This is a genomic window from Paenibacillus sp. FSL R5-0345, from assembly GCF_000758585.1.
Lineage (GTDB): Bacteria > Bacillota > Bacilli > Paenibacillales > Paenibacillaceae > Paenibacillus_AQ.
On sequence record NZ_CP009281.1, the window covers coordinates 2731232 to 2753103 of the forward strand.

At 42.9% G+C, this 21872-nt stretch carries 26 protein-coding genes and 1 tRNA gene; 15 read left to right on the forward strand and 12 right to left on the reverse strand.

Annotation, left to right across the window (positions count from 1 at the left end):
• Positions 1-25: 25 nt before the first annotated feature.
• Positions 26-607 (reverse strand): YitT family protein, encoded by a 582-nt coding sequence (locus R50345_RS11790; protein WP_375102668.1) that lies wholly within the window; start codon positions 605-607, stop codon positions 26-28.
• 255 nt (positions 608-862) lie between these two features.
• Entirely contained in the window at positions 863-1729 is an 867-nt protein-coding gene (locus tag R50345_RS11795) for a helix-turn-helix transcriptional regulator (protein WP_042126736.1), read from the reverse strand.
• 167 nt (positions 1730-1896) lie between these two features.
• On the opposite strand from R50345_RS11795, the gene R50345_RS11800 reads away from it, so the two are divergent.
• Together R50345_RS11800 and R50345_RS11805 are read left to right on the forward strand one after the other, a co-directional pair.
• Positions 1897-3861 (forward strand): glycoside hydrolase family 127 protein, encoded by a 1965-nt coding sequence (locus tag R50345_RS11800; protein WP_042126738.1) that lies wholly within the window; start codon positions 1897-1899, stop codon positions 3859-3861.
• A 313-nt stretch (positions 3862-4174) separates the two neighbouring features.
• On the forward strand, positions 4175-4483 hold the full coding sequence (locus tag R50345_RS11805; RefSeq protein WP_042126740.1) for a hypothetical protein: 309 nt from the start codon (positions 4175-4177) through the stop codon (positions 4481-4483).
• A gap of 88 nt (positions 4484-4571) precedes the next feature.
• Here R50345_RS11805 and R50345_RS11810 read toward each other — a convergent pair whose 3' ends face one another.
• Positions 4572-7007, reverse strand: a complete 2436-nt coding sequence (locus tag R50345_RS11810) for a glycoside hydrolase family 94 protein (protein ID WP_042126742.1) — start codon at positions 7005-7007, stop codon at positions 4572-4574.
• Between the two features lie 181 nt (positions 7008-7188).
• Complete coding sequence (locus tag R50345_RS11815) at positions 7189-8244, reverse strand: LacI family DNA-binding transcriptional regulator (protein WP_042126745.1); 1056 nt, start codon at positions 8242-8244, stop codon at positions 7189-7191.
• 232 nt (positions 8245-8476) lie between these two features.
• Here R50345_RS11815 and R50345_RS11820 point away from each other — a divergent pair, with 232 nt between their 5' ends.
• Positions 8477-9496 (forward strand): ABC transporter substrate-binding protein, encoded by a 1020-nt coding sequence (locus R50345_RS11820; protein WP_042126747.1) that lies wholly within the window; start codon positions 8477-8479, stop codon positions 9494-9496.
• A 115-nt stretch (positions 9497-9611) separates the two neighbouring features.
• Complete coding sequence (locus R50345_RS11825) at positions 9612-11207, forward strand: helix-turn-helix domain-containing protein (protein ID WP_042126749.1); 1596 nt, start codon at positions 9612-9614, stop codon at positions 11205-11207.
• A 1-nt stretch (position 11208) separates the two neighbouring features.
• On the opposite strand, the gene R50345_RS11830 is transcribed toward R50345_RS11825, so the two are convergent.
• Positions 11209-11400, reverse strand: a complete 192-nt coding sequence (locus tag R50345_RS11830; RefSeq protein ID WP_042126750.1) for a DUF6199 family natural product biosynthesis protein — start codon at positions 11398-11400, stop codon at positions 11209-11211.
• Positions 11401-11540: 140 nt separating this feature from the next.
• Between R50345_RS11830 and R50345_RS11835 the strand changes: the two genes are divergently transcribed.
• The 3 genes from R50345_RS11835 to R50345_RS11845 all read left to right on the forward strand — a co-directional run bounded on the left by R50345_RS11835 (position 11541) and on the right by R50345_RS11845 (position 13429).
• Positions 11541-11753 (forward strand): hypothetical protein, encoded by a 213-nt coding sequence (locus R50345_RS11835; protein WP_042126752.1) that lies wholly within the window; start codon positions 11541-11543, stop codon positions 11751-11753.
• 193 nt (positions 11754-11946) lie between these two features.
• A complete protein-coding gene (locus R50345_RS11840) occupies positions 11947-12843 on the forward strand; it encodes an SDR family oxidoreductase (protein WP_042126754.1) in 897 nt (298 codons plus the stop codon).
• Between the two features lie 268 nt (positions 12844-13111).
• Positions 13112-13429, forward strand: coding sequence for a hypothetical protein (locus R50345_RS11845; RefSeq protein WP_042126756.1), 318 nt, complete (start codon positions 13112-13114; stop codon positions 13427-13429).
• A 34-nt stretch (positions 13430-13463) separates the two neighbouring features.
• Here R50345_RS11845 and R50345_RS11850 read toward each other — a convergent pair whose 3' ends face one another.
• Complete coding sequence (locus R50345_RS11850) at positions 13464-14141, reverse strand: DUF1796 family putative cysteine peptidase (protein ID WP_042126757.1); 678 nt, start codon at positions 14139-14141, stop codon at positions 13464-13466.
• 105 nt (positions 14142-14246) lie between these two features.
• Here R50345_RS11850 and R50345_RS31275 point away from each other — a divergent pair, with 105 nt between their 5' ends.
• Positions 14247-14408, forward strand: coding sequence for a hypothetical protein (locus tag R50345_RS31275; RefSeq protein ID WP_170880239.1), 162 nt, complete (start codon positions 14247-14249; stop codon positions 14406-14408).
• 158 nt (positions 14409-14566) lie between these two features.
• Here the strand turns inward: R50345_RS31275 and R50345_RS11855 are convergent, their stop codons facing one another.
• Positions 14567-15010 (reverse strand): carboxymuconolactone decarboxylase family protein, encoded by a 444-nt coding sequence (locus R50345_RS11855; RefSeq protein WP_042126759.1) that lies wholly within the window; start codon positions 15008-15010, stop codon positions 14567-14569.
• Between the two features lie 443 nt (positions 15011-15453).
• Between R50345_RS11855 and R50345_RS11860 the strand changes: the two genes are divergently transcribed.
• Positions 15454-15624 (forward strand): hypothetical protein, encoded by a 171-nt coding sequence (locus R50345_RS11860; RefSeq protein ID WP_156114782.1) that lies wholly within the window; start codon positions 15454-15456, stop codon positions 15622-15624.
• A gap of 34 nt (positions 15625-15658) precedes the next feature.
• Here R50345_RS11860 and R50345_RS11865 read toward each other — a convergent pair whose 3' ends face one another.
• Complete coding sequence (locus R50345_RS11865) at positions 15659-16081, reverse strand: HIT family protein (protein ID WP_042126762.1); 423 nt, start codon at positions 16079-16081, stop codon at positions 15659-15661.
• Positions 16082-16331: 250 nt separating this feature from the next.
• On the opposite strand from R50345_RS11865, the gene R50345_RS31280 reads away from it, so the two are divergent.
• The gene (locus R50345_RS31280) at positions 16332-16484 is read left to right on the forward strand and encodes a hypothetical protein (RefSeq protein WP_156114783.1); all 153 of its coding nucleotides are present in this window, start codon (positions 16332-16334) and stop codon (positions 16482-16484) included.
• Between the two features lie 96 nt (positions 16485-16580).
• Here the strand turns inward: R50345_RS31280 and R50345_RS11870 are convergent, their stop codons facing one another.
• Positions 16581-17117, reverse strand: a complete 537-nt coding sequence (locus R50345_RS11870; protein WP_042126764.1) for a GNAT family N-acetyltransferase — start codon at positions 17115-17117, stop codon at positions 16581-16583.
• Between the two features lie 187 nt (positions 17118-17304).
• Between R50345_RS11870 and R50345_RS11875 the strand changes: the two genes are divergently transcribed.
• From R50345_RS11875 to R50345_RS11885, 4 genes are all read left to right on the forward strand, one after another.
• The gene (locus R50345_RS11875) at positions 17305-17493 is read left to right on the forward strand and encodes a hypothetical protein (RefSeq protein WP_042126766.1); all 189 of its coding nucleotides are present in this window, start codon (positions 17305-17307) and stop codon (positions 17491-17493) included.
• Positions 17490-17741 carry a hypothetical protein gene (locus R50345_RS11880; RefSeq protein WP_042126768.1) on the forward strand — a complete coding sequence of 84 codons (252 nt, stop codon included), beginning with the start codon at positions 17490-17492 and terminating at the stop codon, positions 17739-17741. The genes R50345_RS11875 and R50345_RS11880 overlap by 4 nt, the downstream gene beginning before the upstream one ends.
• A gap of 52 nt (positions 17742-17793) precedes the next feature.
• Positions 17794-17934, forward strand: a complete 141-nt coding sequence (locus tag R50345_RS31285) for a hypothetical protein (protein WP_156114784.1) — start codon at positions 17794-17796, stop codon at positions 17932-17934.
• 452 nt (positions 17935-18386) lie between these two features.
• Entirely contained in the window at positions 18387-18572 is a 186-nt protein-coding gene (locus R50345_RS11885; protein WP_042126770.1) for a helix-turn-helix domain-containing protein, read from the forward strand.
• Positions 18573-18717: 145 nt separating this feature from the next.
• Here the strand turns inward: R50345_RS11885 and R50345_RS11890 are convergent.
• The 3 genes from R50345_RS11890 to R50345_RS11900 form a co-directional block, all read right to left on the reverse strand.
• Positions 18718-18789: transfer RNA gene (locus R50345_RS11890), tRNA-Val, on the reverse strand.
• A gap of 132 nt (positions 18790-18921) precedes the next feature.
• Positions 18922-19224: a hypothetical protein gene (locus R50345_RS11895; RefSeq protein ID WP_042126772.1), complete on the reverse strand. Its 303-nt coding sequence runs from the start codon at positions 19222-19224 to the stop codon at positions 18922-18924.
• 132 nt (positions 19225-19356) lie between these two features.
• Positions 19357-20544 (reverse strand): copper amine oxidase N-terminal domain-containing protein, encoded by a 1188-nt coding sequence (locus tag R50345_RS11900; RefSeq protein WP_042126774.1) that lies wholly within the window; start codon positions 20542-20544, stop codon positions 19357-19359.
• Positions 20545-20740: 196 nt separating this feature from the next.
• Between R50345_RS11900 and R50345_RS11905 the strand changes: the two genes are divergently transcribed.
• Entirely contained in the window at positions 20741-21817 is a 1077-nt protein-coding gene (locus tag R50345_RS11905) for a site-2 protease family protein (RefSeq protein WP_042126775.1), read from the forward strand.
• Positions 21818-21872: the final 55 nt, after the last annotated feature.

A 21872-nucleotide genomic window follows, 5' to 3' on the forward strand; every position in this document is an offset into this window, starting at 1 on the left:
TCGTGTATATTCATATTTATTTCCATTATTTTGTTTCGAGTGTGCACAGACCTGTAGCCACCCCTCCAGAGACAATCGTGAGGATGGAGTGGAAGAAGGTTTCTTTAGAAATCAGGAGTCCCCCAGCGCCGATAATCATAAAGTCAGTTAAGAAGATGATAACTCCAAGGTTGAGCGGTACATACTTTTTAATAAATTGAGCAAGCAGATCGGTTCCACCCGTACTTGCTTTAAACCGCAGCATGATCCCAAGCCCCGTTCCCATCAAAAAACCGCCAATAATGGCGCTAGAAACGGAACCAAACTCAAAATAATACAGAAAGTAATATTGAAAAGGACCAAGAAGTTCGATTAGAAATGATGAGGTCAATAGACCGAGTACACTGTTGTAAAAGATATCGCGTTCCTTTAACCAAGCGAGCAGGAAGATAGGGAAGCTGCAGAGAATTATAGCTACGCCAATTTTAGCGTCGGATAAATAATTGATAATGAGGGCTATCCCTATTATTCCCCCATCCAGGATTTTATATGGGACGAGAAAAAAATTAGTTCCCGTAGCAATGAGTAAGCTTCCTAAAAGAATGATTAGGTATCTTAATGGCTGCATATTTAACATCTCCACATTAAAGGCATGTCTATAAATATGCTTGTCACTTCCAAAAAATTGCAGTTGAACAAAAAAACCTGATTAGAAATCAGGCTTAGAAAGTCTTATGTTACATAGTGTGTGAGGGATAGGGCACCTAATGCTCAATAGATACCAAGTAAAAGTGAGTAATGCAATAGAGTCCGATACGTACAATAGATACCAGTACACGAGACCAAGTAGAAGCTACCAAGTTCACAAGACCAAGTAGTCCGCTTAACGGGAGTAACGCTTGCGGAAGCGAAGCGGAGAGATTCCGATCTGCTGAGCAAACCGACGCGAGAAGTAGGCGGTGCTCTCGAAGCCGGTACGTTCTGCGATTCCGGCTATAGATATCTCTGTCTTGAGCAGCAGCAGCTTGGCTTGTTCCAAACGATAGTCTGTTAAATACTCCATTGGAGTCAGTCCGTATACCCGTTTCATGCAGCGAGCAAGGTAGTTATAGTGAAAATGCAGCACATCCGCCAGTGAGGTATTGGAAAGAGGCTCCGCATAATGATTGCGGATATAAGTCTCCGTCTGCTCGGCGATTTCCACCGCATGACTTTCTGAAGTATCATGCTGTGCTAGATCCATCATCCGCAGCATTTCTTCAAATATACGTTGCTGCTGCCAAACTGCGCTGGAACGCCGACCCGTAGACAGCTGCAATAGCATCTGGGCTTGTCCGCTCCGTTCAAAGGGGTCAGGAAGGGGACCAAACTGTGGCACGCGAATGGTATATGGATGAGTAAGAAACTGCCGAAAATGTGTTTCACGGTTAATATACACGGGTTCACCCTCAGAGCTAGACCAATCTGCAAGGGTATGAAAATGAATCCATATGAATGAAGTGATCTCTTCGCACGGCTTAACGGAATAATGATAGCGATCGGGCAGCAGTAGCAGTGTATGGCCAGCCGAAACCTCCCATTGATTACGCTCTTCGCCGATAAATAGACAGCCCTGTTCTACAATAAGCAGATCAAATACCCCAATATGGCTTCTATTCGGATGCTGATCTCCGGGTTGATAAACGGTGTGATTGCATTCTAGAAAATAAGGAAATGGCGGGGCAGCGAAATGTATAAATGAAGGGCCCACTGTGTAATTTATCGCTCCTTTCTATATTCGTTCAAACTTAAATCAAACTTCGAAAGTGAAGTGTGAAATAGTACAAAAAAGGGGTTGCTTCTGATCGTATTTTTTATCTATTCTACCCTCTATAATTGTAATTAGCGAGTATGAAATAAGATGAGGGGAAGATGAGAATGAACAAAATTATACAAGATCAGCAAGTTGCAAAAGATCAAACGGTTAACATTAAGGATGATTTCTGGGGCGGGTATATTCGGCTGGTTCAGGATGTTGTAATTCCGTATCAATATGAGGCCTTGCACGATAGAGCACCGGGTGCTGAGCCCAGTCATGCCATTGCTAACTTTGAGATTGCTGCGGGCCGGAAGACTGGGGAGTTTTACGGCTGGGTATTTCAAGACAGTGATGTGGCCAAGTGGCTGGAAGCCGTAGGTTATTCTTTAAGCATCAAACGTGATTCCGATCTGGAGCGTCAAGCGGATGAAGTGATTGACCTCGTTGGCGAAGCACAGCAGGAGGATGGATACTTAAATACTTATTTTACGATCAAAGAACCGGGTAAACGCTGGACCAATCTGAACGATTGTCACGAGTTGTACTGCGCGGGACATTTCATTGAGGCCGCTGTTTCTTACTATGAAGCTACCGGAAAAAGAAAACTGCTCGACATCATGTGCCGAATGGTTGATCATATCGATTCTGTGTTTGGCCCGGAAGAAGGTAAAATGCGGGGCTATGATGGACATCAGGAGATTGAACTCGCACTCGTTAAGTTATACCGGCTTACAGGTGAGGAACGATATTTGAAGCTCAGCAGCTTTTTTATTAATGAGCGAGGACAACAACCAAACTTTTTAAAGGAACAATGGGATAATCTGGGGAGTATCAATTTTTTCACGGGTCAGAAGGAGAAATTAGATTTAAAATATTACCAGAGCCATCTTCCGGTAAGAGAGCAGGAAGTGGCTGTAGGGCATGCTGTACGTGCGGTTTATATGTATACTGCTATGGCAGATCTAGCTGCTATTACAGGAGATGCTACACTTCGTGAGGCATGCGAGAGACTGTGGAATAACATAACTAACAAGCAAATGTATATTACTGGCGGGATCGGTTCTACGCATCGAGGTGAGGCGTTCACCTTCGACTATGATTTGCCTAACGATTCGGTGTACGCAGAGACCTGTGCCTCTATTGGATTGATCTTTTTTGCACAGCGTATGCTGAGAATATCGCCGGATGCACGTTATGGCGATGTTATGGAGCGGGCACTTTATAACAATGTGCTGGGCTCGATGGCACAGGATGGCAAGCACTATTTTTATGTGAATCCACTGGAAGTATGGCCACAGGCATGCAGCTGCAACCCGGATAAACATCATGTGAAGTCTGAGCGTCAAGGTTGGTTTGGCTGTGCCTGCTGTCCTCCGAATGTGGCGCGTCTGCTGACTTCGCTCAATCAATACATTTACACGGTTCATGGGGATACGCTCTACACGAATTTGTATATTGGCAGTGAGCTGACAACTAAGCTGGGTGGAGCGGAGGTTACAATTCAGCAAGAGAGTAACTATCCATGGAAAGGTACAGTCTCCATGAAGATTAATCCGGCCGTGGAAGCGGAGTTTGGCATTGCATTGCGGATTCCGTCGTGGAGTCAAGGGATGGAGATCAGAGTCAATGGTGAAGCCTTGAATACAGCTGAGAACATTGAACAGGGGTACCTCGTTATTCGGAGAGAGTGGAGAGCCGGAGATGTCATCGAAATGCATGACCCAATGGAGGCACATCGCGTCTACGCTCATCCAAATTTGCGTGCCGATGCTCAAAAGGTAACAATTCAACGCGGGCCGTTTGTGTATTGTCTTGAAAGTATCGATAATGGTGAGCCTTTAAGCTCTATTTCTTTAAAAGAAGACTGTGAACTTACGGCGGCGTTCAATGAGACTTTGCTTGGCGGCGCGGTTGTTGTCGAGGCAGACGGACTGCGTATTGATCAAGAGGGCTGGAGTGGAGGACTTTACAGCAGAGAGAAAGCACCCCTTCAACCGGTTAAGGTTAAGGCTGTTCCATATTACTTATGGGGGAATCGTGGCAGTGGTGAAATGAAGGTGTGGATTCCTGAAGCCAGCGTTTAAGGTATAGGATAGACATAGACTTCGGGGAATGGTTACTGTTTAGCAATCGGGGCAGCTGGATTATTCAGCCTGTCCCTTTTTTTGATTAAGATGTACGGTGATGCTCGTCGCCCCTATGTCCAGCCAATTTGATCTATTCTTACGCTCGGATTCATACGCCTTAATACTCCTAACAGCATTCCATCCACGCTGTTCACCAAATCAGAGGAATCTGTATTTAGGATAGCTGGGATTTGCGCTTTATTGTATGCTATATTTGATTGATCGGGATAAGGTAGCTGATTATTTTACAGAAAATATTGGAGGCATCACAATGAGCAAACGTTATCGAATTACAAGAGCTATGCAGAATGATGGGGATTCAGTACAAACCATATCTTTAGAAGAGTGTAAGCAATATTTCGCGTCCAAACCTGATTTCACCTATACATCAGTTTATACAGTAGTAGGCGCCACTACGATGTCGATTGAGGGAGAGTTCTTTATGTGGAGCTTTGGCGATGCTACAATCCCGTTTAGGTATTATGAAGGCGATATTTACGTTTCTGGCAGCAATGAAGCTGTGATCCCGAGAATGCTTGAGGTTGCGAGTGATTTAAGAGCAGATATTATCGAAGGGTAAAAAAATGACCCCTGAAGGGTTCAGGGGTCATCTAGTGTTATTTATAGATCCGCCCAATCGTTCAAGCGAACGGTTGAGCGGATTTTTTTTAACCCAGTTCTACAACTACTTGGTGTACAGCACCGTCTCCAACAGGAGCGATGATGTTACCTTCTACAGCTACGCCATCCAAAGTAAGACTAGCTACACCTTTAGATACATGGTTCGGGTTCTTGATTTGAATCACATAAGTATCTCCACGGAAGACACGTGTGATTTCAAAGCTGTCCCACTCTGTAGGAATACAAGGATCGATCTTCAGACCATTGAAGTCGGCTTGAATACCAAGGATAGATTGTGTAATGGCTACATAGTTCCAAGCAGCAGTACCAGTCAACCAGGAGTTTTTAGCTTCCCCGTGACGAACGGCATCTTTACCTGCGATCATTTGGGAGTAGACATAAGGCTCTGTGCGGTGAATTTCGCTGATATCCTCCAAATAAGCCGGAGCAATTTTAGCGTAAATTTCAAACGCTCTGTCGCCATGTCCAAGTACCGTTTCAGCGATCATGATCCAAGGGTTGTTGTGGCAGAAAATACCGGCATTTTCTTTGTAGCCCGGAGGGTACGTAGAAATTTCACCCAGGTTCAGATAGTACTTGGAATATGGTGGTTGTTGCAATACAATACCGTATTTAGTGTCCAAATGTTCTTGAACGGAAGACAGGGCTTTTTCAGCTTGACCATCTTCTACACCGATACCAGCCATAACACAGATTCCTTGTGGCTCGATGAAGATTTTACCTTCTTCGTTTTCTTTGGAACCGATCTTGTCGCCATAGTGGTCATAAGCGCGTAGGAACCAGTCGCCATCGAAGCCGTGAGTCAGTGTGATTTCACGCATGTTGTCAATTTTAGCTTCGGCATCCACAGCTACATCGTCAAGTCCACGCATCCGGCAGATTTCAGCATAGTCCGGTCCAACGAAGACGAACAGACCTGCGATAAATACGGATTCCGCTACGCGACCTTCGATGTTGGCAGTGGTTTGGAAAGATTCACCTGGCTCTGTAGAGAAGCAATTCAGGTTCAAGCAGTCATTCCAGTCCGCACGTCCGATCAGCGGCAAGCCGTGAGGTCCGAGATTGTTAGTTACATGCTCGAAAGAGCGTTTCAAGTGCTCGAACAGAGTAGCCGTGTTATCCGGGTTGCTGTCAAAAGGAACCTGCTCATCGAGAATTGAAGTGTCGCCAGTTTCTTTAATGTAAGCAGCCGTTCCTAGGATCAACCAAAGCGGATCATCGTTAAAGCCGGTGCCGACTTCGTTGTTACCTTTTTTGGTGAGCGGTTGGTACTGGTGATACGCACTGCCATCTTCAAATTGTGTAGCCGCGATATCGAGAATACGTTCTTTAGCACGTTCAGGGATTTGGTGCACAAATCCGAGCAAGTCTTGGTTGGAATCACGGAAGCCCATACCACGGCCAATACCGGATTCAAAGTAAGAAGCGGAACGGGACATATTGAAGGTAACCATACATTGATATGGATTCCAGATGTTAACCATGCGATCTAGTTTCTCGTCGCCGCTTTGGATTTGATATTTAGACAGCAGGTTATCCCAGTGAGCAGCAAGTGCGGCAAGTGCAGCATCTACTTGAGCGTCTGTAGCAAATTGTGCGATCATCGCTTCTGCTGGTTTTTTGTTGATTACGTTCAGGGATTCCCATTTATCTTCTTCAGGGTTCTCGATGTAGCCGAGTACAAAGATGAAGCTTTGTTCTTCGCCTGGTTCAAGTGTAATGTTCAGTGCGTGTGATCCGATAGGGGACCAGCCGCTAGCTACGGAGTTAGTAGGTTCACCTGCAACTACAGCTTGCGGGCTTTCCAGACCGTTGTACATGCCTACGAAGGCTTCACGGTCAGTATCGAAACCAGCGATTTCTTTATTTACGGAGTAGAAAGCATAGTGATTTCTGCGCTCACGGTATTCGGTTTTGTGATAGATAACGGAATCCTTCACTTCAACTTCACCGGTGCTGAGATTGCGTTGGAAGTTGGTCATATCATCTTGTGCATTCCAGAGACAGAACTCTGCAAAAGAGAACAGTTTCACGGATTTTTTAGCGGAGCCAGTATTCTTCACTACAAGACGGTGTACTTCAGCATTATGACCCATAGGTACAAAAGCAAGCTGGTTCACAGAGATGCCATTGCGTTCGCCAGTAATGGAAGTGTAGCCAAGACCGTGACGGCATTCGTAGAAGTCTAGATCACGTTTTACCGGCATCCAGCCTGGGGTCCAGAAATCACCATCGTCATAAAGATAGTAGTAGCGGCCGCCAGTATCCAATGGGATATTGTTATAACGGTAACGGGTCAATCTTCTGAGACGAGCGTCTCTATAGAAGGTGTAACCACCAGCTGTATTAGAAATAAGTCCGAAAAATTGCTCATTACCAAGGTAGTTAATCCAAGGGTAAGGTGTTTTAGGTGTGTTAATTACATACTCTTTACGAGTGTCGTCAAAGGTACCGAATTTCATGTGAGAAAGTCTCCTTTCGATTGTGAACGCGCGTTTATAAGTTTCAGAAAAAATTCCCTCGAGGGAAGGGAGTTTTCTCAATGGTTTTCAAGCAGGATAACTAAAGCAGTAGTTTCGATACCGAATCATAGCAGCTTCACAGAAAAATATGTAGATTTCTTCAGCGAAGGATGATCTTAAGCTACTTCTTCGGTGGTTGACAGGAATCTCTCTCCACTAAACGAGCTGGAAAGCTGATCGTACTAAACGTCGGCTGCTGTGAATCACACAGCTCGATTACTTTTTCGACTGCGGCCTTGGACATTTCATAGATCGGCAAGCGTACAGAGGTCAGCTTAGGCTGAATACGAGATGCTAACTGAATGTCATCAAATCCGGCAATGGAGATATCCTCGGGGATAATAATTCCATGCTCAGAGAACGCTTCCATCGCTGATATAGCCATGTCATCGTTGGAGGAGAAGAAGGCTGTTGGCAATGGCTCGCCAGAAGCGAGAAGCTTCTTAACCTCTTCGTAAGCGGTCTCCTTCAGAAAATCACCCTTCAGGATAAATTTCTCATTCATAGGTAGGCCATGCTTCTTCAGCGTATCCTCATAAGCAGTATAACGCTCTCGACCAGAGTACGTATTCATTTGCCCACAGATGATGCCGATCTCTTGATGACCTTGAGAGATCAAATATTCAATCGCTTCTGTGGTGCCCTCGTAATCCTTGGAGTTCACAATAGCCAGATGATTGCGATCTAGGTGCTCCGACATAATCTCAGAAATATCATAATCAATTAATACGAGAGGAGAGTCTAGCCCTACCATTTCTCGGACGATATTAATATCCTTCTGAGTGCCGACAATTATACCGCCGTCAATCCGTTTCTGAAGAAAAGCTTGCTTTACCTTGATAAAATCGTCGGGAGAGTAAACCGTATGAATCAGTACATAACATCCGCGGGCATTCGAGGTGTCGACTACGGCATCAACGAATGGAGCAAAGTAATTGTTCTGATAAATTCGGGTAGTATTCTCCTTCTCGTTCATACTGATGGCGAAGAGTCCGATTGTATCGGTCTTCTTACCGGCTAAAGCCCTTGCAAAGCTGTTCGGTTCGTACTGATGTTGCTCAATCACCCGCAGCACCTTGGCACGGGTCTCTTCAGGGACGTTGGAATAGTTGTTGATCACGCGGGATACCGTGCTTCGGGAAACCCCGGCCAACTTAGCTATATCTTCGCTGCGCATGTTTCCCCTCTTTTCATAAACGCGCGTTTATGAGTTTATTGTAAGCGAAAGCATTATATAAATCAATCGTAAATAAAAAGAAATTTGAGAAGGCGTGAAGAAACTAGTTAATAGTTTGTATAAGATTTTTACGGAGAAAGTGCATTGAAAGCTATAAAAGTCATGCTACTATTGTGATAATGATTATTGAGAATGATAATCAATGAAAATATAGCATTGGAGTGAAGGGATAATGACAAGATGGGGTCGGAAGTTTTTGTGGGCAGCAGTACTTATTATGGCATTGACCGCGCTGGCGGCGTGCGGAACGAACAATACTGCAAAAGATAACGTTGCTAAAACAGAGAATGCAGGGGAATCAACCTCTGCTAGCAACAGCACGCCAACCGAAGGAAGTGGAAATGCCCAAGAAGAGGGTGCAACTCGGACGATTACAGGGGAATTTGGGGAAGTAGAGATTCCAGTTAGCCCTAAACGGGTGGCCGGGATCTATGTTGAAGACTATTTGAAGGCATTGGGTATTACCCCTGTGGTGCAGTGGTATCATCCAAGCTGGGGTAAACAGGATTATTTAAATCTGGATGTGCCAGAATTTGATATCACCGGAAGCATGGAGGTGTTGCTGGAAAAAGACCCCGATTTGATCATTGCGGACGGAGGCGCTGATGCGGCGAGGTATGAACAGTATTCCAAGGTAGCACCAACCTATCGTCTCCCAGAAGCGGTGCTGCAGGACTCAAGACAAGTGCTTACAGCCATTGCTGATGCGCTCGGGATTCCGGAGAAGGCTGAGGCTGTGCTCACCGAGTATGATCAGAAAGTGACAGATGGAAAAGCTAAATTGCAGCAGGCTCTGGGCCAGGAGAAGGTGGCTGTGATTCGGCTTAATGTAGCGGATAAGACCTTTGCTTTGTTCGGTGTTAAAAACCGTTTTATCGGTGTGATTTATTCTCAATTTGGCCTGACACCCGTGCCTATGGCTGCAGAAATGACCGAATATCAATCTATTATTTCCGAAGAGCTTATTCCTCAGCTCGAAGCGGATCATATCATCGTATTCCCTGACAATGGGGGCTGGGATACTGAAGGAAATCAGGAAGCGATCCAAATTCTTGATGGGCCGCTGTGGAAGAGCCTGCCCGCAGTGAAGAACGGGAATGTTTATAGAATGGAACGTTCCCACTGGCAGACGGGTGCCATCACGGCAAATTCGATGAAGCTTGATGACCTGCTGGAGGCTATGGTGAAATAAACGGCAGCCGCCTATAAGGAATAGCAAAAAGAAGGTCTATCAGCACCCTTGATAGACCTTCTTTTTTGTTTTAAACTGAAGTGAATGAAAATGGTTCTCAATTGGGGGTGGGAGAATGGCAAAAGATTTGCAAGACAGCAATAGAAGGAAGCTATTCTATAGCTTGATAAATATAGAAACCCAATCCGTGTCAGGAAGCGGACAGAGTGAGGTGTTTCAAGATCACACCCTACTCATTGTATCGGAAGGACAGGGGTTTGTTGAGGCTGAGATGAGGCAGTTTCCACTGGAAAAAGGTGCGGGGTTCTTATTCGAACCAGGGCTATTAAGCAAAATCCATGCCGAAGAGCGTGGACTTAGCTTTTATCGGCTTACTTTTGAAATCATCGAAACCGGGGGAAACAGGCAGAGTGAAATAGAAGGAAGGACTAAAGAGGACATCCTTCGATCTGGTTTGCTAAGCTGTAAACCCTTTTCACAATGTAAATTACTGCTAGAGGCTATCAGTCATAGCCGTAGAAGCGCAGATGAGATCGAATGGTTCGCAGGCCATACGCGCTTTCAGGAGCTGCTACTGCTAATCATGCGTGCAAATTCCTCTGTCGTTCAGATCACAGCTGATCATGAGGCCATACAACGTTCCATTCACTATATGGAGGAGCATTATAACCAAGCCGTAACCGTTGATCAGTTGGCTGAAGTTGCAGGCATTACACGTGCTCGCTACACACAAACTTTTAAAGAAGTGACAGGGCGGATTCCCTTGGAGCATTTAAACGGGCTTCGTATTGAAAGAGCGCAGCAGCAGCTACTGCTAACGAATGACCGTATGCATGATATCGCGTTATCAGTCGGATACAGTAATGAGTATTATTTTAATCGGCGTTTTAAAAGATCGGTTGGTGTTACTCCAGGTCAATACAGAAGCTTCCATCAGGAGGGATTGAGGGTGTTTGCTCCTTTTCTGGAAGATTATCTATTGGCTCTGGATATTACGCCTGTGGCGCAATATTCTCACGCCGAGTGGGGGAAACAAGAGTACCTGGCTCTCCACAATGTGCCTGAGGTAGATATTTCGACTCGTAATTGGCAGGAGCTCTCCCAGTATACGCCCGAATTGATCTTGCTGGATAATGGCTTTCATCGTTGGCATCTGGAGGAGTGCAGCCGGATCGCTCCGTTGTTCAAGCTGCCTGTTCATCAAGAGGATTGGCGTGCCACATTGTATTCCGCAGCAGCGGTCTTTGGCAGAACGGAACGTGTCCAGGAAGTGATCGGCAATTATGAGCATCAGGCACAGCAAGCCAAGCAGTTACTTACCCGTTACGTCCATAGTCAGACCGTAGCTTGTTTAAGAATCTCAGTCTACGGAATCACTCTCTATGGATGTGAGCATTTGGGGTATACAGGAAGCGTGCTTCATCATGATTTGGGTTTGCAGCCCCATAGCTTGGTTCGGAAGTTGACCCGTGGAAAGAATCGGGTAAACCTGACAAAAGAAGAGCTTGCAAATCTGACTGCGGATCATTTGTTCATTACTTTTGATCGGCTTGAAGGAGGAGGACGGGAACTGCTGGATACACAACTCTGGCGCAGCTTGCCTGCTGTGCGTAACGGCTGCGTATATGAGGTGGATTTCATGGCTTGGATGAATTATGGTGTATTGTCGCATCAGCGCAAGATTGAGGATGTGCTAAAAGCGTTAGGTTAAATTAGAAGCTGGACCATAAGAAGAATAGGACAACAAGTGCCACTATACTGCTGAAGCGGGTCATTAGTAAATAAGCGTCACTCGGCTCAATATTACCTTTCACCATCCAACCATATCTCATGTACCATCCGAATCGTGGAAAAAAGATGTTAAGCAGTGCTAACAGCACAAAGAGGAACATAAAAAAAACCATGATTTATCACTCCTTTATGTAATGTATACGTGAGACTGAATGGAGGGTGCCCAGCTCAGTGTGAGTTTCCATATATTTATTTAAGCTTAGGCAATATAGACTGATAAAAATGAAAATTGCTTAAGGAGATGATAAATCCTATGGAACATACAGGGCTTTTTTTCGGAGGGGGAGTAGGTGTTATGTTCTTTTTAATTTGGCTTATATCTATTGGATTGGGGATCTACTTTTTCGTCCTGCTTGTAAAATTGGCACGTAGAGGAATAGTGGCCTTAGATTTATACATCTACGCTAAAAATCGTGAGATCCGTACTCGTTATGAGTCGGCGCAAGGCAGGTCAGATGAAATTTAAGGCCATTAAATGATAATGATACATAGAGTATGAAATACCCTAGCTGCCTCAATAGGCGGTTGGGGTATTTTTTGCGGATATATGCAGGACTGTACTTTCGATAAGGTGTGTTTAGCGGTGTACTGTTGTGTTTACATAAAAAAGAGTTCGAAAAATAAAAAAAACGTGTTTCTAAAAAAGGAGGAATTGATCGATGTCTAACCAATATACGATGCAAGATCCTACCACTCAGTACACCAAGGCTGGACCTGAATTTCAACAGCAGCAACAAGAGCCGGGGCTCCAGAAGGAGATGAATCCCGTTCCTGATACAGGTGAAGATACCTATCAAGGCACCGGACGTCTGACTGGACGTAAAGCGATTGTTACCGGGGCGGACAGTGGCATAGGTCGTGCTGTTGCGATTGCTTTTGCTCGTGAAGGCGCAGATGTTGTTCTATCCTACATGCCAGAGGAAGAAGCGGATGCAAAGCAGGTTCTCAAGCTGGTGCAGGAAGCAGGACGTACCGCAATCGCCATCCCGGGCGATCTGAAAGATGAGGAATACTGTGAACAGCTCATCGATACTGCGGTTAAGCAGCTAGGTGGGATTGATATATTAGCTAATATTGCGGGCAAGCAGCAATTCGTCTCAGACATCGCTGATCTTACTACGAAGCATTTTGACGATACATTTAAGACGAATGTGTATGCCATGTTCTGGCTGTGCAAAGCGGCAGTGAAGCATATGCAACCGGGTAGCACCATCATCAACACTTCTTCCATTCAAGCCTATAAGCCCTCGCCGATTCTGTTGGACTATGCGACGACCAAAGCTGCAATAAATACATTCAGTAAATCACTCGCTCAGCAAGTTGCCCATAAGGGGATTCGAGTTAATGTAGTGGCGCCAGGTCCCGTGTGGACACCTCTTCAGGTAGTGGGTGGGCAACCAGAGGAAGTGCTGAAAGAGTTCGGTGCGAGCACACCACTTGGTCGTCCGGGACAGCCTGCAGAGATGGCTCCGGCATATGTATTTCTTGCCAGCCAAGAATCGAGCTATGTCAGCGGCGAGACACTGAATGCTAACGGTGGAACTCCAACTCCATAAAATGCTCGCGGAATATTGATATTGTAAAATATCAGCGAATCCTACAAAAGTACCCTACTAATTTCAGTTGTGGGGTGCTTTTGTTTTTATATAGAGAAAGGAGTATTATAGAATTTGATACTTTTTATCCCATTATTTGCATGGAATATAATCTACAACTGATCAAGATTGTCGAATACATAGATTTCCTGCGATTACCCGAGAAATATTTGAGTTGGAACTAAATTAGAGTTTAGTGTAAACCATAGAAAGAACTAGGAGCTGTGTCATGCGTAAAAAGAAACTAGCAATACTTATCATTTCCTTTGTCCTAATTATAGTGTGTTTTCCATCAGGAGCAGTCTTTGCTGATAAAGAAAATGGAGCTGTAATGGATAGTGGAACAAAGGAAAGGCTGATGGAAAAGTATGATCTTGTAGAGCCTGAACCCGCAAATCCATCATCACATTGGAGTCAAAATGATGTTGGAGTCAGTAACCCTATTGCTATATTTGTTAGTATCAGTAGGTTGTATCTGCATCCATATGTATTTGTAGCACAAGAAATGATTCATCATTTGATGAATCAAAGTGATCAACATAAATGACCCATGAGAGGGTCATTTTTTATAAGGATATAAATTAATCGTTCGTTACCTGTATATCTTTCAAAATATAATCCCAGCTATCATAATCGTTCATATCATCAGGAACTTCTAACACACAAACATTATCAATATCCCATTTAATTTCTCGTATCGATGTTAATTCACGAACGGGATTAAGGATAAGAACATTAAATTCGTTCGGCTTTAATATATCAGACAAAATCGCTTGTAGCTCTACAGCCTGTTCATATGTGGCAGACCATCTAATGAATAAGGTTTTTTTACTGTTGATTAACTTGTCCCAAAATCTTTTAATTCGTAAATCCAGCTTCGCTTTATATGTTGGGTAGGTTGTTGACCAATGTTTACCCATGGTGATTGGAAAATCATGTACAGAGATGATGTTGTAAAATATATCGCGAATAAAATAGGATTGTACTAAAGCATTCTTGTTCTCATTAGGATAGACAGGTAATCCATCCTCCAGAAAAAAATGTGTATCCGCAAGTATTTGCAGGTTTATTAATCCCATGAAGTTTTCAAATCTGTTCTTAAAGAGTTTATTAACATCAGCCAATGAATAAGAAACCATCCAATCAAGTGGCATAGAGAACTTTCTCAAGTTATTTCTTTGCATATTTATAGCAGGAGCACAAGACATACCTAAGCTTACTATTAAATCATAGCTCTCCTTTACATCTTGTAATTTCATGGACTCACCTAATTTCCATCTGGAAAATATTAATGTCGTTGTAACAGCAAATAACCGCTAATCCTTGAAGTTTTTTTACGAAACACCACTCTAAAACCAACATCGTTGTCTAATAAACAAGCTAAGGCGGTGTCAAGTAACCCATTGGGTCTCAAGCTAGGTCTACAAGGCTCGGCATTTCCAATGATGCGGACAGAAATTATTCTACGTGCAGAGCCGCGAACTAAAGGATTTCTGCTCCAAGTGATCAATACTAAATCAGGTTGACGCGTCGCCATTCTGATCTACCCCTTTCTATTAAGCTTCTCTATATTAAATGCACAATAGATTTTAATGTGCTAAACAGAAGCGGAGTATTGAATTCACAAGGATATATTTGAAGAGGGAAATAAAAATGAACACCCTAAGGTGTCCATTGAGAGTCATTATTTTTCAGTTGCTGTATTACCCATTGAGATAGAAATTCTATTCCAGCTGTTGATTTGATTGATGATTAGAACAAGGTCAACATATTGTTTCTCGTCGTAATGTTCACGTACTCGCTTATATAGATCCTCAGGAACTCTTTTGGTAGGGATTAGAGTAATATGTTCAGCTAAATCAAGAGCAACCTTCTCTTCAGGTGTATAAAAGGTACATTCATTCCAAGCATTTAAACAATAAATGCGTTGTTCCGTTTCACCCATTTTACGAGCATCGCTAGTATGCATATCTATACAGAAGGCACACCCGTTAATTTGAGAGACTCTAATTTTGATAAGCTCTCTTGTGGTGCGATTGATTGTAGATTTTTTGGTGTATGTCTCCATATCCATCATAATTTTCATAGCATCTGGAGCAATTTCATAATAAGGAACTCTTTGACTCATAGGGCAAAACTCCTTTGGCTTTAAGTAACTACAATTATACCTCAATGCGAACATTTGTGCTACTTTTTATGTCGAGAGTTGATGCGTATACGACGTTAAAGAGGAATACAAAATGTCTTAAAGGGGATTAGTAGGTAGTATTACCTTATTCCGAAATGCATAGTACGACGCTTCAGGTTCTTGTATAAACGGTTTTGTATAAGAACGATGCCCCTTTTTTAGAAGATAAGAACGAGCCCAATAGCTATAAGAGGGATGATAGTGGAGTTCTTCAATGTAATTCGTATAGGACGGATGGGGTTCGAACCAATGACCTCTACCCTGTCGATACGCCTTGAGTAATCATCAAGGAGTTATCGGCTTCACTAGAGGCGGGAGACTTTGAGCAAGTAGCGTATATCTTCACTAACAGCAAGAGCGAAGCAATAATGTGCTATAGCGATATGAATAAGTTAGATGTGACTGAACTAACTACTTTTCTGAATTCAGACAACATTGTTATTCCTATAGAGATTGAGCCGGGAGTAAAATCACCAATAGTTGGAAAAATTACAAGCAAGATGTTTAATGCTCATGATGGAGAAAAGTCACTCATTGTGTGTATTCAGGAATAGGATATGGGCTGACGCATTAATAACTGCTGATCCTTCAATTAAATAGTTCATTCAAAACCGTAATGATTTTTTCCTTAGTTTGTGGCAAACGGTTTTCAGCTCCATCTGGATGTAACGGTTCACCCCAAGTAAAGCCATCTCCTTCGTATCTTGGTATGAGATGCATGTGATAATGATTTAAATCGTTGAATGTCCCGCCATCTTGACTCACTCTAATACCGTCTGGTTTATATAAGCATTTTAAGACAGTTGATAGCATTTTAGAGGCGTCCATGATGCTGTAAGCCGTTTCTTGGTCAATTTCATCGATATCCAAGTAGTGTTTTTTGGGAAGGATTAGCGTGTGCCCTTCATTAAATGGAGCAATATCAAGAACACAAGTAATTCGTTCGTTTTCAAATATTATATTCAAATTAGGTTCAATTCCATTTGCAATCCTACATCCCAAGCATTCCATAGCATCACCCCGATAAAAAGATTTTGTTGTTATTTACAGATAATTCGATTACCTATTAAATTATCCTCCTACACTTAATACCCTCGACAGTCTAGCACTTTTTTTCTTTTGAGAGAAATGGTTTCGTTAGATGATGCGCAGTACTATGATACGGTGGGGATATCAGGCTACAGGGGATTTGATGTTTGAAATTATCATCAGGCAAGCTTATTCAGGAGCATGACGTTCTGAAGACGAAGATACTGGAGAGATGGCACTAGTTCTACAAGCTAAGAACAAGGCGTGTGTAAGAGGTCTGGCGGTTGAAAATAAGATCATTGGTCTAGGTGATTTGCTGGATGTTTGTCCTGATGGTGTCTGGACTATCGTTGGTAACGCTGGAACTTCAGCGTTGCAGGATTGACGCATGCTGTGCAATAAACAAAGAAAAAAGACTCATAGCGTTGATATATGAGTCGAGTTAATTTAACAAGTCATCAGTCCAATGGAGTTAATAACCCTACTCATTAGGATTTATAATAGCTAACACCTGATGATCTTCCCAAATACCGTTAATTCTAACATTTTTTATTGCTATTCCTTCCTTATGAAAACCTGCTTTTTCTAAAACTCTTATAGAACCGATGTTGTGCGGTTGCACTCCAGCTTCAATTCTGTGTAAATGAAGGGTGTTAAAAGCATAATTGACGATTAACTTAACTGATTGTGTGGCAAAACCATTTCCATTATGTTCTTGATCTAAGAAGTATCCAATGAAAGCACTTTGAAAATCTCCACGCATAACTTGGAATAAACTGATGGTGCCAATGAGTTGAGAGTTGTCTTTATAGATACCAAAATAGTATTCGATATCTTTTTGTTTATTTTGCTCCCGTTTTACTATTAATTCTTGCTGTGCTTCTAAAGACCAGTAGTTATCAGAGCGAGTCGTAGAATAATTTGAAAAAAATGAGCGATTTTTATTTTGCATGAGAAGTAATTCCTCAGCATCCGAGAGAATAAATGGTCTAAGAATAATATTTTCACTTTTTAGCATCTAATCTACCTTTCATTTGTTTAATACTTGACATTATATCAGAAAATATAATGGTGGAAAAATTATTCATAGTATTAATTAATGCACAGTACGAAGATACAGGGGCAGAGTGGCTTATTAACTTGATTGAATACCATGATACTCTAGTAAGTGAAGAAGATGAAAATGCGGAGGTCTTCATGATGAGTTGACAGCAACAGAAGCCCGCGCAGACGCAACAGAAGCACGGGGGCAACAGTTGAAAGAGGCTGTAATAGCCCTATTAACCAGCCTTGAAGACAACACTCCGAATGAACTTAGTGAAGAGATACGAATCAAAGAACTGTTACACACCCTTTACCCAGATACCCCAGCACCCAAGGAGGGCAGCTCATGAACCTAGTGAAATTAAAAGATACTATTGAGACCTTAGATAAGCTAAAGGACAGCTATAATGATGTGCGCTTGTTGATTGCCGACCAAGTTAGAGACAAGCAAATGACTGAAGCGAAAAATAACTTTGAGAAATTGGAGTGCTTAGGGAAAGCGATTGATCAAATGGATGAAAGTCCAAGTATAATGACTGGAACAGAGAAAGAAGCATGCATACGGCTGCAATCTGTATTGCTGGGATTCTGGCATTAGCTGTAGTCGTTGCTTTTTTCATAATACCCAAATTTGAGAGGAGCAATTATAAATGAAAAATCAAATAGCAGCGCACTTCAATAAACAAACGAAGGACTCCAAAAAGGAGCTTGTACAGTTCCACGTAAAGGGCGATGACGAAAAGAAGCCTGAACTTAACACAATGACTAGATCGGTTTTTTGTGTTGAGTAAGACGGTGTAGAACAGGCATTGACCACAGAATTCAGTAAGAGCACGAAGGATGCCAAGGCGATGAAGAAGATCGTGAGGAGCCAAGAAAAGGCGTACGAGACAAGGTTAATCCAGACGGTACGATTGAATTGGAAGACAAGGATCAACTCACTCTGGAGGAGGTAGCTGCTGCAGGGGATAAAATATAGGATATTTAAGTTTTTTGTCTTTTGAGGAGAGAGAGCCAGTGACAACTGCAGCTTGGTCAGACTCCCCAAAAGAATTTACTGGAGTTACAACTGATCAAATCTCCAACATAGCTATTCATAATGTAGATACTCAAGCATACCGCAATAACTTTTGAGGACGGATAGAACAAGTGGTGAATCGCATGCCTAAGATGGAAGGGTTCTTGATTAAAGAACGATATATGACAACAGAGCATGATTATATTACTCATGAGGAAGTGAAGGGTGATTGAACCAATATATAAGACTCCTTCTGATTATCCCTCTGTACTCACAGCGAAGGAAATCCAACAAATACTTGGTATAGGTGAACGTCAAACATATGAACTATTAAACTCAGCTCAAATTCATATCGTGCGGGTCGGAAAGATGATAAAAGTCTCAAAAGATATATTTCTTAAATGGTTATAGGGATAAAGAAAGTGGTGCCGATTAAGGCACCACTTTTGCTTTAGTCTACTACAGGGCGCCATAATGGTACCAATTCGTATTTCACTCAAAACCTAATTATCCCTAAACAAAAGAAAAAGCCTTATATAATAAGGCTTTTTCAGTATAGGACGGATGGGGTTCGAACCCATGACCCCTACCCTGTCAAGATAGTGCTCTCCCGCTGAGCTACCGTCCTGCGACGAAATTCATAATACCATACGATAGAGTAGGAAGGCAATTCTTTTTTTACAATCTATAGGGATGATAGTTTACATAGTCTTTAAAATAATAAGAAAAGGGGATGCCCCTGACATCCCCTCGCACCGTCTCAGATAAAGAACGGGAGTAGAAATATATCGCTTATTCCGAAAAAAGGGATGCGTCGTGGAAAGAAGCGGCGTCTTGGAAAAAAGCCAGGCCGAAAGCCGAATTGTCTATACGCCGATTCGTGTGTAGGCATTCCGTTTAAACGTTCTATCATTTCGTTGCTGGGAACCGCTAGAGTAACATAGTTTTGATCTACATGGGCAATAAAGCCATCGAAGGACTGACCGTCAGTCGTTGTAATACCAACGTACTTGTTCATACAATTCCAACTGACCTGTTGATGTAAATTTGCATTTGTATCCATGAATAACCTCCTCAATTGAATAACCCTGATAACAGTCTATGGTCCGTAGCCTATAACGTTCACGGCGTTAGCCTAGAGGGCAACCATAAAATTCGGGCTATTTTGTGTGAGGAGGTTAATAACGAAGCGGAATCACTGTCCCATCGTATAGATCAAGTCTTTCTTACCCGTAAGCGGGGAGTCATTTAAAAAATACAGCTTATCGCCACTCCGTTTCACGAACTTCAAAGTATCTCCTTTGTAAGGAACATCGTTATTTTCTGCGTACTCCTGATCCTTTGCAGTAAGCAGCTCCTTGTACAAAAGCGTTCGCTCGCCTGTTTTGCGGTCGATTAAGGTAAGCAATCCTTTTTGATTACCACGGAGAAGAAGGATATCGTTATCAATGCCTTCTATATAGTAAGCATCTTCTTCTGTGCCTCCCAATTTCAAAAGATCTAAAGTAGCTGTTATATTACCCGTGCCATCCTGTACGAATCGTAGGGTGTTGCCATCATGCAATAGCAGATTGTCGTCAAACGGTTTGAGAACTGCATCTCCTCTGAACTGGTAGGCGAAAGTAGCCTTGCGTAGTAACGCGCCATTCTTGAATACGAGAGTGACAACGCGTGTATTGATATGGGGTTCTCCAAAAGAGTCAGTAATCGTAATGACAAGCAGTCCACCCGGTGTTTTATCAATCTGCATTCCTGCCCAGTCAAAACTAGTTTGAAGTGAGGTGAGAAGAAGTACTTTATCCTTGCCCTGAGAGACATATAAGTCTCCATTAGCTTTAATGAGCGTATAAGTACGCCCGCCATAGGTTTCTGTAAATACGTTGTAGGTTTTTAGATCGCTCGCTAATAATGTATTAGTTTTGGGATCCAGATGGAGATTACTACCTTCGAATGCTTTAACGATGAAGCGAGCGGGTACATATATGCCGTCTTCTTTAGATTTAAAAGGGGAACCGCCTAGAGCTACGGTTTTCCCGTCAAGAACACCATTTTGACTTCCAACTCGAACCGCGAAGCTTTTGGCCCAGCCTTTGAATAATGCGCGTTTGCCGGACTTATCCCATTCCATCTTCAGACCCGCATTCTCAGCGATCCCTCGAACATCTACGTAGATTACGCCATTTTTGAGTACCGCCGGACCTCCTATGGTTCCACCAGGAATACCGAATTGATAGTAAACCTGCGAAGAGTTCGACGCAGAGGCGAGTGAGACAGTCTGGTGCTCGGAATTAGATTGCAGAGTAGTTGCTGATGCTGAAGTAGGGAGAAGAAGAATAGAGAGCATTACAGCTGATAGCAATGATTTTAAGTATGTAGAGTTCATATTAGTCAGCCCTTTCTTTTAAAAAGAGTAAAAATTATCCATTATCTGTTTGTTTGACGCTGAAACGATTCTAAAAGTTGCGCCGTATATTTAGCCAAATGCTTTTTTATGGAAATACTCCTTAAGCGCTTATGATAAAATGGATAGTAATGTACAGCCGTTGGATAAAAATTGAAAGAAAAAGGAGCTTGAGATCTTGCCGCAAAATGAGCAGAAAAAGGATTCTTCCACGCCATGGAAATGGTTGGGGGGCGGGGCGGCGATGCTCCTGTTTAAAGGAAAGGCGATTTTGTCCCTTCTGAAAATAGGTAAAATAGCAGGGCCGCTAATTTCGATGATAATTTCGATATGGGCGTATGCGTTGATTTATCCGTGGGGGTTTGCCGTGGGTTTTGTTCTGCTCTTGCTAGTCCATGAATTAGGGCATGTAATAGCAGCTAAACGAATTGGGCTTCCAGTTAGCGCTCCACTGTTTATACCGTTTTTGGGAGCATTAATCACAATGAAAAAACAACCGCTGGATGCGAAGACGGAAGCTTATATTGCTTTTGGAGGTCCGATTTTAGGAACCGTTGGGGCTACTGCCGTTTTTGGGGCGGCTTTTTACATGGATAGTCCGCTACTCTATTCCTTGGCTTATATAGGATTTTTGCTTAATCTGATTAACCTGCTGCCGATTCACCCGCTTGACGGCGGCCGTATTGCTACTGCGGTTACGCGTTGGCTGTGGCTTGTGGGACTCGTGGGCGGTTTAGGCATCATCATATATATGCGTTCGATCTTATTTTTTATAATTTGGGCGTTATTTGCTTACGATCTGTATAACAAATATGTTAAGAGACGTTCTAACAATCGTATTTATTCTGTAACGAAGGGGTTCTTAATTCCAGTAGAGCCACTTAGAGATGCAGGCTACATGATTCCAGGGCCAGAGCATAGAAGAGATTTACCTTTTACCACCTACAGTGATTTGGAAAGACAGCAGTATGTAGGGGTGCGATGGGATCAACTAAACTACATTGGTAGAGCTACACTTCCTCAGCAATGCATAATTGAAAAGGTGCGTATCTCGCAGCTGGAGCCTGTGACCCTAGAGAATGGGATGCATCTTAAGATGAATTGCGATATTAGCTATACGGTCTACGAGAATGATAAGTATTACGATGTGCCAGCCAGCTCACGCTGGAAATATGGCATCGCTTATTTTGTATTAGCTGGTTTTCTGGCAGGGATGATGTACATGGTTCATGTCATTGGAAATGTGAATCTTTAAGGATTAGAATCAAAGAATGAAGTTCTTCAATGGTTTATAAAACTCTTGAACCGTC